Origin of the sequence: Mycobacterium sp. OTB74 (assembly GCF_029892685.1) — a bacterium.
Lineage (GTDB): Bacteria > Actinomycetota > Actinomycetes > Mycobacteriales > Mycobacteriaceae > Mycobacterium.
In genome coordinates this window covers 465,124-480,076 of record NZ_JARXVD010000001.1, presented here as the reverse complement: position 1 = coordinate 480,076, position 14,953 = coordinate 465,124, and the positions used below count along the sequence as shown (strand labels likewise).

Here is a 14,953-nt window from a genome sequence, read left to right as displayed (position 1 = left end):
AACGATTCTGGCCCGGAAACGTTCGATGGGTGAACGTTTCCGGGCCAGAAGATCGGGTGGTCTTACTTCGGGGCGAACCGCTGCCCGGCGTCCAACCGCAGGCACTGGCCGTTGAGCATCGGGTTGTCCACGATGGCGGTGACCAGCTTGGCGTACTCCTCGGGCTTGCCCAGACGCTTCGGGAAGGCCGCGTCCTTGGTCAGCATCGTGGCGAACTCGTCCGGGATGCCCTTGGTCAGACCCGTGGCGAACAGGCTCGGCGCGATGGCCAGCACCCGGATGCCCAGGCTGCCCAGGTCGCGGGCCATGGTCAGACACATCCCGGCGATACCGGCCTTGGACGCGGTGTAGGCGATCTGCCCGATCTGACCTTCGAATGCCGCGATGGATGCGGTGTTGATGATGACGCCGCGCTCTTCGGCCTCGTCGTCGACCAGCTCCTGCTTGCTCATCTGCCAGGCGGCCAGCCGGCTGATGTTGAACGACGCGACCAGGTTCAGGTCGATGGTCTTCTGGAAGGACTCCAGGCTGTGCGGGCCGTCCTTCTTGACGGTGCGCTCGCCGATGCCGCCGCCGGCGGTGGTGACGATGATGTGCAACGCGCCGAGGTCGTCGACGGCCTGCTGCAGCGCGGTCTCGGTGCCCGCAAAGTCCGTGACATCGACCTCGTAGAACGAGCCGCCGATCTCCTCGGCAACGGCCTTGCCGTCGGACTGCGGACGATCCAGGATCGCGACGCTGGCACCGGCCTTGGCCAGCGCCTCCGCGGTAGCCTTACCGAAGCCTGATGCCCCGCCCACGACGATGGCTTTCTTGCCCGAGATCTCCATGTGCCTGCCTTTCCAAATCTGGCTAGAAATGTAAACCTAGCCTAGGTGATATCACACTTTCGGTAAGCCTTTCGATTCAGGGGCGCAGTACTGTAGCGATGTGGCCGTTCCACTCGCCGCACATCGCGCCCTGGCCGGGCTGGCAGCCGCAGCCTTCGCCGTCGGGGTCACCGCCCTGCTGGCGGTTCCGTTCGGGCCGGAGGCCGATGCCCGCACCGCCGTCGGATCGGCAGTCATCGACCTGACGCCGGGTCCGGTCAAAGAGTGGGCGATACAGAATTTCGGCACCCACGACAAGCTGTTCTTATCGGTGTCGGTGCTCGCAGTCATCGCGGTAATAGCCATGGTGGCAGCGCAATTCGAGACCAAGCACGTACGGATCGGCAGCGTAGCGATCGGCGTGGCCGGGATATTGGCCGCTGCCGCAGTGCTCACCCGCACCGGCACCCACCTGGTCGACGTCATCCCCTCGCTGGCGGGCGCCGCCGCCGGAATCATCGTGCTGCGACGCCTGACCCCCGGACCTGAGCGAACCACTCCCGATGCCACCGAACCCGATGCCGGCGAGCTCGAAACCAGTGAGTCCGATGCCGGCACTCCCGACGCCACCGATCCCGGCCGGCGCCGGACCCTGACCGCTGTCTGCCTCCTGGCAGCCGGAGCAGCCGCCGGGGTCGTCGGCACGAGGCTGAACCAATTGGCATCATCGGTGGCCAGCGACCGCAATGCGTTCGTCCCGCCGACCCCCACGGCACCCCCGCCGTCGATACCACCGTCCGTACAACCTGCCGCGGTAGACCTGCCCCCGTTCATCACGCCGAACGCCGACTTCTACCGAATCGACACCGCCCTGACCGTGCCCCAAGTCGACCGGCAGAGCTGGACGTTGCGCATCCACGGCATGGTCGATCGTGAAGTCACATACCGCTTCGATGATCTGAAGCAGTTCGAACCCGTCGACAAGGTGGTGACCCTGACCTGTGTGTCAAACCCGGTAGGCGGCGATCTGATCTCGAACGCCAACTGGACCGGCTACCGCGTGCGCGATCTTCTGGCCCGCGCCGGCGTACACCCCGATGCCGACATGGTGCTGTCCAAGTCGGTGGACGGTTTCACCGCGGGAACCCCGGTCGAGGCGCTCACCGACGACCGCGACTCACTGCTCGCCGTGGCCATGAACGGCGAACCGCTGCCCACAGAGCACGGCTACCCCGCCCGGCTGGTGGTGCCCGGCCTGTATGGATACGTCTCGGCCACCAAATGGCTCGTCGACCTCGAGCTCACCAGATTTGACAGGGCTCAGGCCTATTGGACCGGGCGCGGTTGGTCGGCGCGAGGGCCGATCAAGACGGAGTCCCGCGTCGACGTGCCCCGCGACGGCGCCGAGGTAGCGCCGGGCCCGGTGACGTTCGGCGGTGTGGCGTGGGCCCAGCGCCGCGGCGTCCAGGCGGTCGAGGTTCGTATCGATGACGGCCCCTGGCAGCCCGCGCAGCTCGGCGCGAACTATTCCAAAGACACCTGGCGACTATGGAGCCTGCCATGGCAGGCACAGCAGCCCGGCACGCATCGGATCACCGTGCGGGCCACCGACGGCACCGGCGCAGTACAGACATCAGAAGAGGCCGACGTGATGCCCGACGGCGCGACCGGCTGGCACACGGTCTCGTTCACTGTGCGCGCTGCCTGACGATTCTCGAATGCGTTTGCCCGCCGCGTACCCCAGAGATACTTAGATCAGGTAGCGTTTTTCCTGAACAAAGGAGCCGCACCGTGGGTCTAGGAATATGGGGTGACCTCACGATCCTTGCCGGGCTGATGGCAGTCGTTTTCGCCGCATGCGTATTCATGTACATCGGTCGCATGGAGAAGCGAGCACCCGCCGCCATGGGCGAGAAGGTGGGCGCGCACAAAGCCGTGCTGGCCAAGGTGCGCAAGCGCGAACCGCTGACGCAGGACGAATTCGACTATGCGACCGAACTGGTCACCGACGCTCGATCACCGCTCGCCTACGCCATGCCCGCAGTGCTGTTCACCATGGGATTTTTCTACGTGGTCGGCTGCCTCTACGAGTTGCACGTGCACGGCGGCAACCCGTCCTTCCGCACGTTCATCGGCGGGATCCCCATGCTGACCTCCATGAACATCGCCGCCCAACTTCGCCGCGTGGCACGACTCAAGAACAAACTGCAGGACGCTACGGTGACGGAGTCCCAAACAGCCGACGAAATCACCGTCTAAGCGCCGTTTCGCTGACGAAAGTTGTTGCTACCGAGCATCTTCGGATTCCCGATCGTCACGAACCAGAATGTACCGACGACCCGGCGACAGGGTCACCGTCTTCCCACAGCAGGAGCTGTCGAACCGATGCGCGTGATCCATAGGGTTGCAGCATCTGGCTTGCGGGGCGGGGCCGCACCCGCAGCGGCCACCAGAACCACCGACCGAGCAGGGCTGCGATGGCCGGCGTCATGAACGAACGGACGATCAACGTGTCGAAGAGCAGGCCGAGCGCGATCGTCGTCCCGATCTGACCCAGAATCCGCAAATCGGCGAACACGAACGACGCCATGGTGGCCGCGAACACCAGGCCGGCCGCCGTCACTACCGCGCCGGAGCCGGCCATCGCCCGGATGATGCCGGTGTTCAGGCCGGCGCCGATCTCCTCCTTGAACCGGGAGATCAGCAGCAGGTTGTAGTCCGAGCCCACAGCCAGCAACAGGATGACGGCCAATGCCAACACGATCCAGAACAACTGGATGCCGAGAATGTCCTGCCAAATCAGCACCGAAAGCCCGAACGATGCGCCCAAGGACAGCGCCACGGTTCCGACGATGACGATGGCCGCGACGATGCTTCGGGTAATGAACATCATCACCAGCAGAATCAGGCTGAGCGCGGCGATACCGGCGATCATGAGGTCGTATCTGGCGCCGTCGGCGATGTCCTTGTACGTGGCCGCAGTTCCGGCCAGATAGATCCTGGATCCTGCCAACGGGGTGCCCTTGACGGCCTGCTGCGCCGCGTGCCTGATCTTGTCGATGTGCGAAATGCCTTCTGGCGTTGCGGGATCGCCGTCGTGCGTGATGATCATCCGAGCGGCTTTGCCGTCCGGCGACATGAAAAGCTTCATCCCGCGGACGAATTCGGGGTTGGTGAATGCCTCCGGCGGCAGATAGAAGGAGTCATCGGTTTTCGAGGCGTCATACGCCTGCCCGAGCGCGGTGGCGTTCTGCAGAGCTGCCTGAGTCTGGTCATTGATGCCCGACGTGGTGGCGTAGTTCGTCAGCGTCAGGTCTCGGTTTTTCTCCTGGGTTGCGATCTGCGGTGGAATCAGCGCGAGCAGCTTGGGCTGCAATTCATCGAGCTTGGTGATGCTCCCCGAGACGCTGCCCAGTTCATCGGCCAGCGCATCGATGCCGTCCAGCGCGTCGAAGACCGACCGCAACGCGGCGCAAGCCGGGATGTTGAAACAGTGTGGCTCCCAATAGAAGTAGTTTCGCAGCGGCCGGAAGAAGTCGTCGAAGTTGGCGATCTTGTCACGCAGGTCGTTCGCCGTCGCGACGGTCTGCTGGAAGGCTTTGGCCTGTTCATCGGTTATCTGGCCGGACTGCTGCTGCAGCTTGTACTGCTGCCGCAGAATGTTGATCGAGTTGTTGATCACGTCGACCTGTTTGAGCAGATCGGCTCCGCGCGCCTGCTGAAACGGCAAGTTGTTGATCTGAGACGAGTTGCCCGCACTGATCTGGAACGGTATCGACGTGTGGTCCAACGGCGTACCCAGCGGCCGGGTTATCGCTTGCACCTGAGCAATGCCGTCGGTGTGGAAGACCGCTTTGGCAACCCGTTCCAGCAGGATCATGTCGGTGGAATTCCGCAGATCGTGATCGGCTTCGATCATCAACAGCTCGGGATTCAGCCGGGCTTGCGAAAAGTGCCGTTCGGCGGCGGCGTAACCGACATTGGCCGGCGCGCTGGCGGGCATGTAGGGGCGGGCGTCATAACTTGTCTCATATGCGGGCAATGCGATCAGACCGATGAGGGCGATGGCGACGGTCACCACCAAGATGGGCCCGGGCCAGCGCACGATCGCTGTGCCGATGCGCCGCCAGCCCTGAGTCTGCAGCCGACGGACAGGTTCGAACAGGCCGAAGTGACGGCCGATGCATAGCAACGCCGGTGCCAGGGTCAGCGCCGCCACCACCGCGACCAGAACGCCGGTACCGGCGGGAACGCCGAGGCTCTGGAAGTACGGCAGCCGGGTGAAGGTCAGACACATCACGGCACCGGCGATGGTCAGGCCCGATCCCAAGATGATGTGCGCGGTGCCGTGGTACATCGTGTTGAACGCCGAGACGCGGTCCTGACCCGCATAACGCGCTTCGTGAAACCGGCCGAGCAGGAAGATCGCATAATCGGTGCCCGCGGCGATGACCAAAAGCGTCAGCAGGTTGGTCGAGTACGTCGACAGTTTGATGATCCCGGCGTTGGCAAGCACGGCGACGACTCCACGGGACGCGGTCAACTCGATCATCACCGTGAAAATCACGAAGAGCACCGTGGTGAAGCGGCGGTAGAGCGAGAACAGCATCACCGCAATCACCCCCAGGGTGATCAGGGTGGTTTTCAAGGTGCCGTGACGACCCACCTCGAACTGATCGGTGACCAGGGGTGCAGCACCTGTGACATAGGCCCGCACTCCCGGCGGCGGCGGTGTGTGGTTGACGATGTCGCGCACCGCATCGACGGATTCATTGGCCAGCGACTCGCCCTGGTTGCCGGCGAGGTACACCTGCACCAGCGCAGCCTTGCCGTCGGCGCTCTGTGAGCCGGCCGCCGTCAACGGATCGCCCCAGAAATTGTCGATGTGTTCGACATGCTTGGTGTCGGCGAGAAGCTTCTGCACCAAGCCGTCGTAGTAATGGTGTGCGTCGGCACCGAGCGGCTTGTCCCCCTCCAGCACGATCATGGCCGAACTGTCGGAGTCGAACTCCTGGAAGACCTTGCCGATGCGTTTGCTGGCCTGCAGCGAGGGCGCGTCCTGCGGACTCAGCGATACGTTGTGAGATTGAGCGACGGTCTCCAACTGGGGCACGAACACGTTGGTCACCACTGCCAGGCCCAGCCAGAACAGTGCGATCACCACCGACATCCGTCTGATGAGGTCTGGAATCCGGTGGCTGCTCATCCGGACTTGTCCAAGCAGGAGGTATAGGCGTTCAACGTGTGCACCGTCTTCTCGTCCTTGACTTCATCGTCGATCTTGATCCGGCAACCGATCCAGTCGCCGTTGCCCTGCGCTTGGACGTTCACGAAAACCGCTGGCTGAGTGGTGGTTGTGTCGTAGGCCCAGGGCAGCTTGGCACCGTCGACGCGCTGGGGTTGGGCGTTGACATCCAGATAGGTGATGGTTGCCACCGTCCCCGGCGGGCCGAAGACTTGCAGGACCACATGCTTCGGGTTGAACGGAACGATGTCGTTGCCCGAGCCGCTGGGTGTAGACGTGACGTCCTGCGAAGCGAAGATGCCGTGCAGCCGAAAGACAGTGAATCCGGCCAGCGCAATGACCAACACCGCCACTAAGAGCATCCAGCGTTGGCTGAGTCGGCGCCCGATCGAAGCCCTCTGCAAACGTGTCCCTTTCAGGGTCCTGCGACAGACGCCGACGGTAGGGAAATTCTTCTAGAACGGCTAATCAACTAGGTTGACCGTACGACACGGGACCGGACACCACAACACTGGACGGGACGGCGCGTCGCGCGCCCGGCTCCGGTCAGAAGCGGCTGAGGTTGCCGAACTCCTGACTATGTCGGACCCTGATGACACGCTGAGCACATGCTGCTCAACGACGTGGCCACAGCCTCCGCCGAGGTCGGCGCAGCAGCTGCGCGGTCGACGAAGATAAACCGGATCGCGGCACTGCTCGGCACCGCAGCCGACGATCCGGCCGCCATCGGGATCGTCGTCGACTGGTTGTCCGGCGAGCTCCCGCAGCGTCAGATTGGTGTCGGGTGGGCATCGCTGCGCTCGTTGCCGCCACCTACCTCGGATCCCAAACAGACCGTCACCGAGGTCGACGCCGCACTGTCGGCGATCAAGGCACTGTCCGGACCGGGCTCCACCGCCAAACGAGCTGAGCTGCTGCAGGCGCTGTTCGCAGCGGCCACCAACATCGAGCAGACCTTTCTACGTCGGCTGCTCAGCGGCGGACTGCGCCAAGGCGCGCTGGCCGGGGTCATGGCCGATGCCGTCGCGCGCGCTACCGGCCTCCCGGCCTCCGACGTACGGCGAGCCGCGATGCTTGGCGGCGACCTGGCTGCGGTCGCCGCCGCAGCGATGTCCGAAGGAGCCGATGGGCTCGGAAGATTCAGCCTCACCGTCGGCCAACCGGTGGGCCCGATGCTCGCCCAAACTGCCACCGATGTCGCCGACGCCCTCGAAAAACTGGGCGGCGCAGCAATATTCGATACCAAGCTCGATGGCGTTCGGCTGCAGATTCATCGGGCCGGCAGCGCGGTAACCATCTACACCCGCAGCCTCGAGAACATCACGTCCAGGGTCCCCGACGTGGTGGATGCCGTGCTGGGCCTCCCCGTCACCGACCTGATCGCGGACGCCGAAGCCGTGGCCATGCGCCCCGACGGTCGCCCACACCGATTCCAGGTCACCGCCTCCCGGATCGGAAAGCGCGCCGGCGACCTGACCCAACCGCTTTCGGTGTTCTTCTTCGACATCCTGCACCGGGACGGCACCGACCTGCTGGATCAGCCGCTGACCCATCGCCAGGCAATGCTGGACCAGGTAGTCCCCGAACAGCTCCGGGTCGCGCGCACCGTAACCGCGGATCCTGTTGCGGCCCAGCACTTCCTGGACCAAACGCTGGCTGCCGGACATGAAGGCGTGATGGCCAAGAACCCGAACGCACCGTATGAGGCGGGCCGGCGCGGCGCCGGCTGGCTGAAGATCAAACCGGTGCACACCCTTGACCTGGTGGTGCTCGCAGTCGAATGGGGTTCTGGGCGACGCACCGGCAAGCTGTCAAACATCCACCTGGGCGCCCGCGACCCGGCGACAGGCGGGTACGTGATGCTGGGTAAGACATTCAAGGGCATGACCGACGAGATGCTGGACTGGCAGACCCGGCGCTTCACCGAACTGGCCGACGGTCCGACTGACGGATATGTGGTGCGGCTGCGGCCCGAGCAGGTGGTGGAGATCGCCTTCGACGGCGTCCAGGGATCGAGCCGTTACCCGGGTGGCGTCGCACTGCGTTTTGCCCGGGTGCTGCGTTATCGGGACGACAAGGCCGCCGACGATATCGACACGGTGCGCACCTTCCTCACCTGACCCCGATACGCCCGCCACGATGCACGAATGGCGGATGAGATACTGCGGATCGACGAGTTGCGCGCGGCGGTTGGCCTAGCCCTCGACCAATTCGTCGATCACTTCGGCGACGAAGTCGTGATGCGACCCGACTGGTACTGGCATCTACAAGTCGAAGATGCCTTCGATTTGTTGCGTGAACCTGGACACACGGTCGGCGACCTCAGCGACGATCTTGCCGAGGTTCGGAGCATGCTCGCCGAACGAGATGCCTATGAGCAACCCTGGCACATACTCATGCATGTCATGGACTCCTGCGAATGCTCGAGCTCGCTGCCCGGCCGTGATCGCGTTGCGCGGTCAGGTTTCGGAAACCGGGATTCGATGCCGCGCGGTTTGGCTCGATGAAAAGATCACAGACAACGCGTATGACACTGGGCGAGCGAGGAGAGACCGTGGCAACACCGGATGCCCCACTGGCGGATCGCATCGAGGAGACCACCGGTGACATCACCTATGTGCGCACCGACCCGGATCTGCCACCGGTCGCGATAATCGACCGCTCCCCGATCACGCTTCGGCACAAGCTGATCTTCGGCCTCATTGCGGTTTTGGGTGCGGCGGCATGGGCCGTCGTCGCATTCGCCCGCGGCGAGAATGTCAACGCGGTGTGGTTCGTCATCGCGGCGCTGTGCACCTACGTCATCGGGTACCGGTTCTACGCCCGGCTGATCGAGCTCAAAATCGTACGCCCGCGCGACGACCATGCAACTCCCGCAGAGATTTTCGAGAACGGCACCGACTACCTGCCCACCGACCGGCGGGTGCTGTTCGGCCACCACTTCGCCGCCATCGCCGGAGCCGGACCGCTGGTCGGTCCGGTGCTGGCGACCCAGATGGGCTACCTGCCCGGCACCATCTGGATCATCGTCGGCGCGGTCCTGGCCGGCTGCGTGCAGGACTACCTGGTGCTGGTCGTTTCGACCCGACGACGCGGTCGGTCCCTCGGCCAGATGGTGCGCGACGAGCTCGGCGGCTTCGGTGGCGCCGCAGCAATCCTTGCGGTGCTGGCGATCATGGTGATCCTGCTGGCGGTGCTGGCACTGGTCGTGGTCAACGCGCTGGCGGAAAGCCCGTGGGGCGTGTTCTCCATCGCCATGACCATCCCGATCGCCATCTTCATGGGTCTGTATCTACGGTTCCTGCGGCCCGGCCGGATCTCGGAGGTATCGCTGATCGGCGTTGCACTGTTGCTGCTATCGGTGATCGGCGGCGGCTGGGTCGCCCAAACATCCTGGGGCGCAGACTGGTTCACGCTGTCCAAGGTGACGCTCTCGTGGTGCATCATCGGCTACGGTCTGGCCGCTTCGGTGCTTCCGGTGTGGTTCCTGCTCGCGCCGCGCGACTACCTGTCGACGTTCATGAAGGTCGGCACCATCACACTGCTGGCCATCGGCATCCTGATCGCCCGCCCGGTGATGGAAGCGCCCGCGGTGTCACAGTTCGCAACCCGCGCCGACGGCCCGGTGTTCGCCGGCGGACTGTTCCCGTTCCTGTTCATCACCATTGCCTGCGGAGCGCTTTCAGGATTTCATGCGCTGATCTCGTCCGGCACCACGCCGAAGCTGCTGGAGAAAGAGGGCCAGATGCGGCTCATCGGCTACGGCGGCATGCTGACCGAATCTTTCGTGGCGATCATGGCGCTCATCACCGCAGCGATCCTCAACCAGCACCTCTATTTCGTGATCAACTCCCCCACCGCTGCTACCGGCACCACCGCCGCTACCGCGGCCACATATGCTAACGGCCTGGGGTTGTCCGGTGCGCCGATCACCGCGCAGCAGATCACCGATGCAGCCACGGGAGTCGGTGAGCACTCGATCATTTCGCGTACCGGTGGCGCACCGACGCTGGCGTTCGGGATGTCCGAGGTACTGCAACGTGTGTTCGGCGGCGCCGGGATGCGTGCCTTCTGGTACCACTTCGCGATCATGTTCGAGGCGCTGTTCATCCTCACTACAGTCGATGCCGGCACCCGCGTGGCGCGCTTCATGCTTTCCGACGCGTTGGGCAATCTCGGTGGGCCACTGCACAAGTTGCGCAATCCGAGCTGGCGCGTGGGCGCTTGGGCCTGCAGCGCGATCGTCGTCGCCGGGTGGGGCAGCATCCTATTGATGGGCGTCACCGATCCGCTCGGCGGGATCAACACGCTGTTCCCGCTGTTCGGCATTGCCAATCAGCTGTTGGCGGCCATCGGCCTGACGGTTGTTACGGTCGTGGTGGTCAAGAAAGGCCTGCTGAAGTGGGCGTGGATTCCGGCGCTGCCGCTGCTGTGGGACGTCGCTGTCACGCTGACCGCATCGTGGCAGAAGATTTTCTCTCACAATCCCAAAATTGGTTACTGGCAACAGCATTCACAGTACGTAGCAGCCAAGGCGGCCGGTAAGGCAGCATTCGGCTCGGCCAAGAACCCGCACCAGATCGAAGCCGTCATCCGGAACACCTTCATCCAGGGCAGCCTGTCGGTGCTGTTCGCGGTCTTGGTGTTGATCGTGGTTCTGGTGGGCGTCGTCGCCGTGGTGCAGGCCATCCGCGGCGGTGGCCGACCGCTGACCGAAGACGAACCGGTGCCGTCACGACGATTCGCACCACGCGGCCTGATCGCTACTGCAGCCGAGAAGGAGGTGCAGAAGCAATGGGACGCGTTACCGGGTTTGCACGCCAAATCCGTTGGTACTGTTCAACATTGATGGGCGACAACGACTTCGCCCACTATCTGGAGCACCACGAACGGACGCACCCCGACAAGCCGGCGCTGTCCGAGCGAGACTACTGGAAGGCCCGGTACCGGGCGGCTGAGCTCAACCCGCAGGGACGTTGCTGCTAGCTCAGCCGGTAACGGATCGGCAGGTGCTTGAGCCCACCGACGAAGGTCGTCGCGACGTGTTCGGGCCGACCGGCGAATTCGACGGACTCCAACCGCGGCAGCAGTTCGGTGAAGAAACTGTTGATCTCCATCCGGGCCAGTGCCGCACCCAAACAGAAGTGCACGCCGTAGCCAAATGCCACGTGCTTGTTGGGTTCTCGACCGACGTCGAACCGGAACGCATCGTCGAAGACGTCCTCGTCGCGGTTGCCCGACGGGTATGACAGCAGCACCGACTCCCCCGCGGCGATCGGAACACCGCGCACGATTGTGTCCTCTGTTGCCGTCCGCATGAAGGCTTTCACCGGGGTGACCCAGCGGATCATCTCCTCGACCGCCAACGGCATCAGCTCGGGCTCAGCCCGCAGCCGCGCCAGCTGGTCCGGATTCTCCAGCAGCGCCAGCAGCCCACCGGAGATGGTCGCGCTGGTGGTGTCGTGGCCGGCGGCGGCGACAATCATGTAGTACGAGACGGTTTCGATGTCCGACAGCGGCTCACCATCGACCTTTGCATTGGCGATGGCCGACGCCAGATCATCGGTCGGATTCTCCCGCCGCGACGCGGTCAGCGCGGTGAAGTACTGGAACATTTCGATCATGGTGGCAACCTGGTCTTCCTGGCTGGCACCGCGCTTGTATTCGTCGTCGTCGGCTCCGAACAGCTCCTGGGTCCATTTGAGCATCGACGCGAAATCGTGTTCCGGCACGCCCAGCAGCGACATGATCACGTACAGCGGGTAATTCACCGCGACCTGTTGCACGAAGTCGCACTCCGGCCCGACCTCTACCATCTTGTCGACGAAAATCTTGGCCAGCTCGTCCACTCGTAACTTCAAGGCCCGCATGGCCTTTGGCCGGAACCAGTCGGCGCCGATGGCCCGCACCACCCGGTGCTGTGGATCGTCCATGTGGATCAGGGTGCTGATCCCCATGCTGGCCTGGATTTCGTCGGACTCGGCGGTGACCAGGACCGGGCGCGGCGAGTTGGTGAACACGGTGTTGGCCCGCTCGATGTCCATGATGTCGGCATACTTGGTGATCGCCCAGAACGGCTTGTAGCCCGGCACCTCGACCCAGGACACCGGCGCATCGGCGCGCAGATGTGCCAGTGCGGCATGGAATTTGGTCTCATCGGTGTACGCCGACGGGGTGGCCAGAACGCTGGCGGCCTCGTCGATGACGCGTGTGCTCACAGGTGTCCCCTTACTGACGGAGCTCGGCTAAGACTTCTGTCACGACTTCCCGCGACAGCACGGACGGAAAGGCTGGCATCACGCGATCGATCGCACCCGCGCAGCGCTCCCGGAGTGCAGCGGCCAACGACTCCGCCGGTGCCACCACTGCGAATGCGGCAAGGATGTCCTCGTCGATCAGCGTGCCCATCTCGTCCCAACGACCGTCCAGCGACAGTTGCCGCAGCTCGGTCTGCAGCTCGCCCCACCCATGCAGTTCGAGCACCGGACGGTAGGCCGGCGTCGAGGCGTAGAACGCGATCTGCTTACGGGTGGCCCTGGCCGATGTGGCCATCGAGTCTTCGTCGGTGCCGGTCACGACGAAGACCGGACAGGCCACAGCAAAATCTTCCCGGGTCCGCCCCGACCGCTCGAGTCCGCGTTGCAGCGTCGGGATGGTGACCTCGTCGAGGTAGCGACGAGTGGTGAAGGCATGAGCCAGCAGTCCGTCGGCGGCTTCCCCGCACATCTCGGTCATCCGCTCCCCGACAGCGGCAAGGAAGATCACCGGCGTGCCGTGGGGATGCGGTTCAGGGGTGAACATCGGTGTCATCAGCCGGTGGGTGTAGAACTCGCCGTCGAAGTTCAGTTTGGTGCCGTTCTGCCAACAATCCCAGATCGCGTGCAGCGCAAGGATGTATTCACGCATCCGCCGCACCGGGTGCGACCACGGCATGCTGAACCGCTTCTCAATGTGCGGCTGTATCTGGGTGCCCAGACCCAGGATGAACCGGCCTTGCGAATATGCCTGCAGGTCCCAGCCCAGGTTGGCCAACGTCATCGGGCTGCGGGCAAAGGCCACCGCAATGCTGGTGCCAATATCCAGGTGCTCGCTGTGCTCGGCCGCCAGCAGCATGGGCAGGAACGGATCGTGGTTGATTTCGCCGGTCCAGCAACCGTCGAAACCCTCGCGCTCCAGATCACGTGCGATCTGCGGAGCACGTCGCAGGTCACTGGAGATACCCCCGTCGATCTTGAGCTTCGACGCAGTGGCAGCAAGCATGACCGCAGACGCTACAGTAAGCAATTCAGTAGGGTCAACGGCTCGATACAGATGGGACCGACCGATGAGTAACGCGCAGGGCTGGCAGGACACCCTCGACGACCTTGCCGCGAGACGGCAGCGGTCGCGGGCCATGGGCGGTCCTGAGCGGGTGGCCAAGCACCACGGCAAGGGCAAGCTCGATGCCCGGGCCCGCATCGATCATCTGCTCGATCCCGGATCATTCTGCGAGTTGGGCACTTTGGTGGGCGGCGACATCGCAGCCGACGGCATCGTCGCCGGGTCCGGGCTTATCGACGGACGGCCCGTCATGCTCGGGGCCGAGGACTTCACCACCCTGGCCGGCAGCATCGGCCCCGGCGGTAACGCCAAGCGATACCGACTGGCCGAACTGGCACAGCGCAACAAGGTGCCACTGGTGATGCTGTTGGAGGGCGCTGGCTTCCGACCCAGCGGCGAGCACTACGGCCGCACCCCCACCGACCTGCTGGCCCAGGCCCGCTGTTCGGGCAAGGTGCCGACCATCTCCGCAGTGCTGGGCCCGTCCGCCGGCCACGGTGCGTTGGTGGCGCCGGTGTGCGACTTCTCCATCATGAGCAACGATGGTGCGATCTTCACCGCCGGCCCGCCCGTGGTGAAAGAGTCGACCGGAGAAGATATTACGAAGGAAGAGCTGGGCGGCCCAGGCGTGGCGCTGGCCAGCGGGGTGATCCACAACTACGCCGACGACGACACTGCCGTGCTCGACGAGATCCGGCGCTATCTTTCCTACTTCCCTTCCAGCGCATGGTCGTATCCGTCGAGCCTCGAGTCTGCTGACGACACCGCAGCGCGGCCGACCCCGGAACTCCTCGACATCGTCTCCCGGGACAACCGCAGGGTTTACGACATGCGCGCCGTGCTGGACGTGGTGTTCGACAGCCCGGATTGGTTCGAGGTGCAGCCCAAGTTCGGGCCGGCGATCATCTGTGCACTGGCCCACCTGGGTGGGCATCCGGTGGCGGTGGTGGCGAACCAGCCGAGGGTGCTGGCCGGCTCAATCGATGCCGACGCCGCAGATAAAGCCGCGCATTTCATCACGGTCGCGGACTCGTTCCATCTGCCCATCGTGTTCCTCGCCGACAACCCGGGCATGCTGCCCGGCAGCCGCTCCGAGCGCACCGGCGTATTGCGCAGCGGCGCCCGGATGTTCGCGGCACAGACCACCGCCACCACAGTGAAGCTGCATCTGACGCTGCGCAAGGCATTCGGCTTCGGGTCAATGGTCATGTCGCTGTTGGGTTTTGACGATCAGGTAGCCACATTCGCCTACCCGGGCGCGACGATGGGTGCGATGAGCGCGGCTGCGATGAGCCGGGCCTCGCACGCTGGTGAGGACTTCACCGAGGTACTCAAGAACATGGAGTTGGAAGCCTCGATCCGGTCGGCCGGTCACCTCGGGTTCGACGAGTTGATCTCGCCGGTGGAGACCCGCAACGCGCTGCTGATCGGGCTGCAGCGTGGGTTGTCGTCTCGGCAGGAGGCGGCCGCACCCGTGTCGCGGACGGCGATCATGCCCTGAGGATCAGGGTCCGCGTTGGCTATTCGATAACCGCACCCACTCGGCCGCGAATGTGATTTGCTTCGACGCGACGACGGA

Annotated in this window: 12 protein-coding genes; 7 read left to right on the top strand and 5 right to left on the bottom strand. The window is 64.3% G+C overall.

Features of this window, described 5'->3' with window-relative positions; translation table 11 throughout:
- Positions 1–62: 62 nt before the first annotated feature.
- A complete protein-coding gene (locus M2432_RS02300) occupies positions 63–830 on the bottom strand; it encodes an SDR family NAD(P)-dependent oxidoreductase (protein WP_280825112.1) in 768 nt (255 codons plus the stop codon).
- A 100-nt stretch (positions 831–930) separates the two neighbouring features.
- Between M2432_RS02300 and M2432_RS02295 the strand changes: the two genes are divergently transcribed.
- Both M2432_RS02295 and M2432_RS02290 read left to right on the top strand, forming a co-directional pair.
- Positions 931–2,517: a molybdopterin-dependent oxidoreductase gene (locus M2432_RS02295; protein ID WP_280825111.1), complete on the top strand. Its 1,587-nt coding sequence runs from the start codon at positions 931–933 to the stop codon at positions 2,515–2,517.
- Positions 2,518–2,600: 83 nt separating this feature from the next.
- A complete protein-coding gene (locus tag M2432_RS02290) occupies positions 2,601–3,068 on the top strand; it encodes a hypothetical protein (RefSeq protein WP_280825110.1) in 468 nt (155 codons plus the stop codon).
- Between the two features lie 55 nt (positions 3,069–3,123).
- Here M2432_RS02290 and M2432_RS02285 read toward each other — a convergent pair whose 3' ends face one another.
- Together M2432_RS02285 and M2432_RS02280 are read right to left on the bottom strand one after the other, a co-directional pair.
- Positions 3,124–6,015, bottom strand: a complete 2,892-nt coding sequence (locus tag M2432_RS02285) for an MMPL family transporter (RefSeq protein WP_280825109.1) — start codon at positions 6,013–6,015, stop codon at positions 3,124–3,126.
- A complete protein-coding gene (locus tag M2432_RS02280; RefSeq protein WP_280825108.1) occupies positions 6,012–6,416 on the bottom strand; it encodes an MmpS family transport accessory protein in 405 nt (134 codons plus the stop codon). The genes M2432_RS02285 and M2432_RS02280 overlap by 4 nt, the downstream gene beginning before the upstream one ends.
- A gap of 246 nt (positions 6,417–6,662) precedes the next feature.
- Here M2432_RS02280 and M2432_RS02275 point away from each other — a divergent pair, with 246 nt between their 5' ends.
- Genes M2432_RS02275 through M2432_RS02260 form a run of 4 tightly spaced genes read left to right on the top strand, consistent with a single transcriptional unit; the run spans position 6,663 to position 11,040 of the window.
- On the top strand, positions 6,663–8,174 hold the full coding sequence (locus tag M2432_RS02275; RefSeq protein WP_280825107.1) for an ATP-dependent DNA ligase: 1,512 nt from the start codon (positions 6,663–6,665) through the stop codon (positions 8,172–8,174).
- A 27-nt stretch (positions 8,175–8,201) separates the two neighbouring features.
- Positions 8,202–8,561: a hypothetical protein gene (locus tag M2432_RS02270; protein ID WP_280825106.1), complete on the top strand. Its 360-nt coding sequence runs from the start codon at positions 8,202–8,204 to the stop codon at positions 8,559–8,561.
- A gap of 47 nt (positions 8,562–8,608) precedes the next feature.
- Entirely contained in the window at positions 8,609–10,903 is a 2,295-nt protein-coding gene (locus tag M2432_RS02265) for a carbon starvation CstA family protein (protein ID WP_280825105.1), read from the top strand.
- Positions 10,903–11,040: a YbdD/YjiX family protein gene (locus tag M2432_RS02260; protein WP_348536286.1), complete on the top strand. Its 138-nt coding sequence runs from the start codon at positions 10,903–10,905 to the stop codon at positions 11,038–11,040. The genes M2432_RS02265 and M2432_RS02260 overlap by 1 nt, the downstream gene beginning before the upstream one ends.
- Here M2432_RS02260 and M2432_RS02255 read toward each other — a convergent pair.
- Together M2432_RS02255 and M2432_RS02250 are read right to left on the bottom strand one after the other, a co-directional pair.
- Positions 11,037–12,272 (bottom strand): cytochrome P450, encoded by a 1,236-nt coding sequence (locus M2432_RS02255; RefSeq protein ID WP_280825103.1) that lies wholly within the window; start codon positions 12,270–12,272, stop codon positions 11,037–11,039. The two genes, M2432_RS02260 and M2432_RS02255, sit on opposite strands and share 4 nt — an antisense overlap.
- 10 nt (positions 12,273–12,282) lie before the next feature.
- Positions 12,283–13,314 (bottom strand): LLM class F420-dependent oxidoreductase, encoded by a 1,032-nt coding sequence (locus M2432_RS02250; RefSeq protein WP_280825102.1) that lies wholly within the window; start codon positions 13,312–13,314, stop codon positions 12,283–12,285.
- 64 nt (positions 13,315–13,378) lie between these two features.
- On the opposite strand from M2432_RS02250, the gene M2432_RS02245 reads away from it, so the two are divergent.
- On the top strand, positions 13,379–14,875 hold the full coding sequence (locus M2432_RS02245) for a carboxyl transferase domain-containing protein (RefSeq protein WP_280825101.1): 1,497 nt from the start codon (positions 13,379–13,381) through the stop codon (positions 14,873–14,875).
- Positions 14,876–14,953: the final 78 nt, after the last annotated feature.

Bases quoted from the DNA above. Each gene is read 5' to 3' on its own strand.
- M2432_RS02280 (WP_280825108.1), bottom strand. From the start codon at position 6,416: ATGCTCTTAGTGGCGGTGTTGGTCATTGCGCTGGCCGGATTCACTGTC.
- M2432_RS02260 (WP_348536286.1), top strand. From the start codon at position 10,903: ATGGGCGACAACGACTTCGCCCACTATCTGGAGCACCACGAACGGACG.
- M2432_RS02300 (WP_280825112.1), bottom strand. From the start codon at position 830: ATGGAGATCTCGGGCAAGAAAGCCATCGTCGTGGGCGGGGCATCAGGC.
- M2432_RS02275 (WP_280825107.1), top strand. From the start codon at position 6,663: ATGCTGCTCAACGACGTGGCCACAGCCTCCGCCGAGGTCGGCGCAGCA.
- M2432_RS02285 (WP_280825109.1), bottom strand. From the start codon at position 6,015: ATGAGCAGCCACCGGATTCCAGACCTCATCAGACGGATGTCGGTGGTG.
- M2432_RS02250 (WP_280825102.1), bottom strand. From the start codon at position 13,314: ATGCTTGCTGCCACTGCGTCGAAGCTCAAGATCGACGGGGGTATCTCC.
- M2432_RS02270 (WP_280825106.1), top strand. From the start codon at position 8,202: ATGGCGGATGAGATACTGCGGATCGACGAGTTGCGCGCGGCGGTTGGC.
- M2432_RS02245 (WP_280825101.1), top strand. From the start codon at position 13,379: ATGAGTAACGCGCAGGGCTGGCAGGACACCCTCGACGACCTTGCCGCG.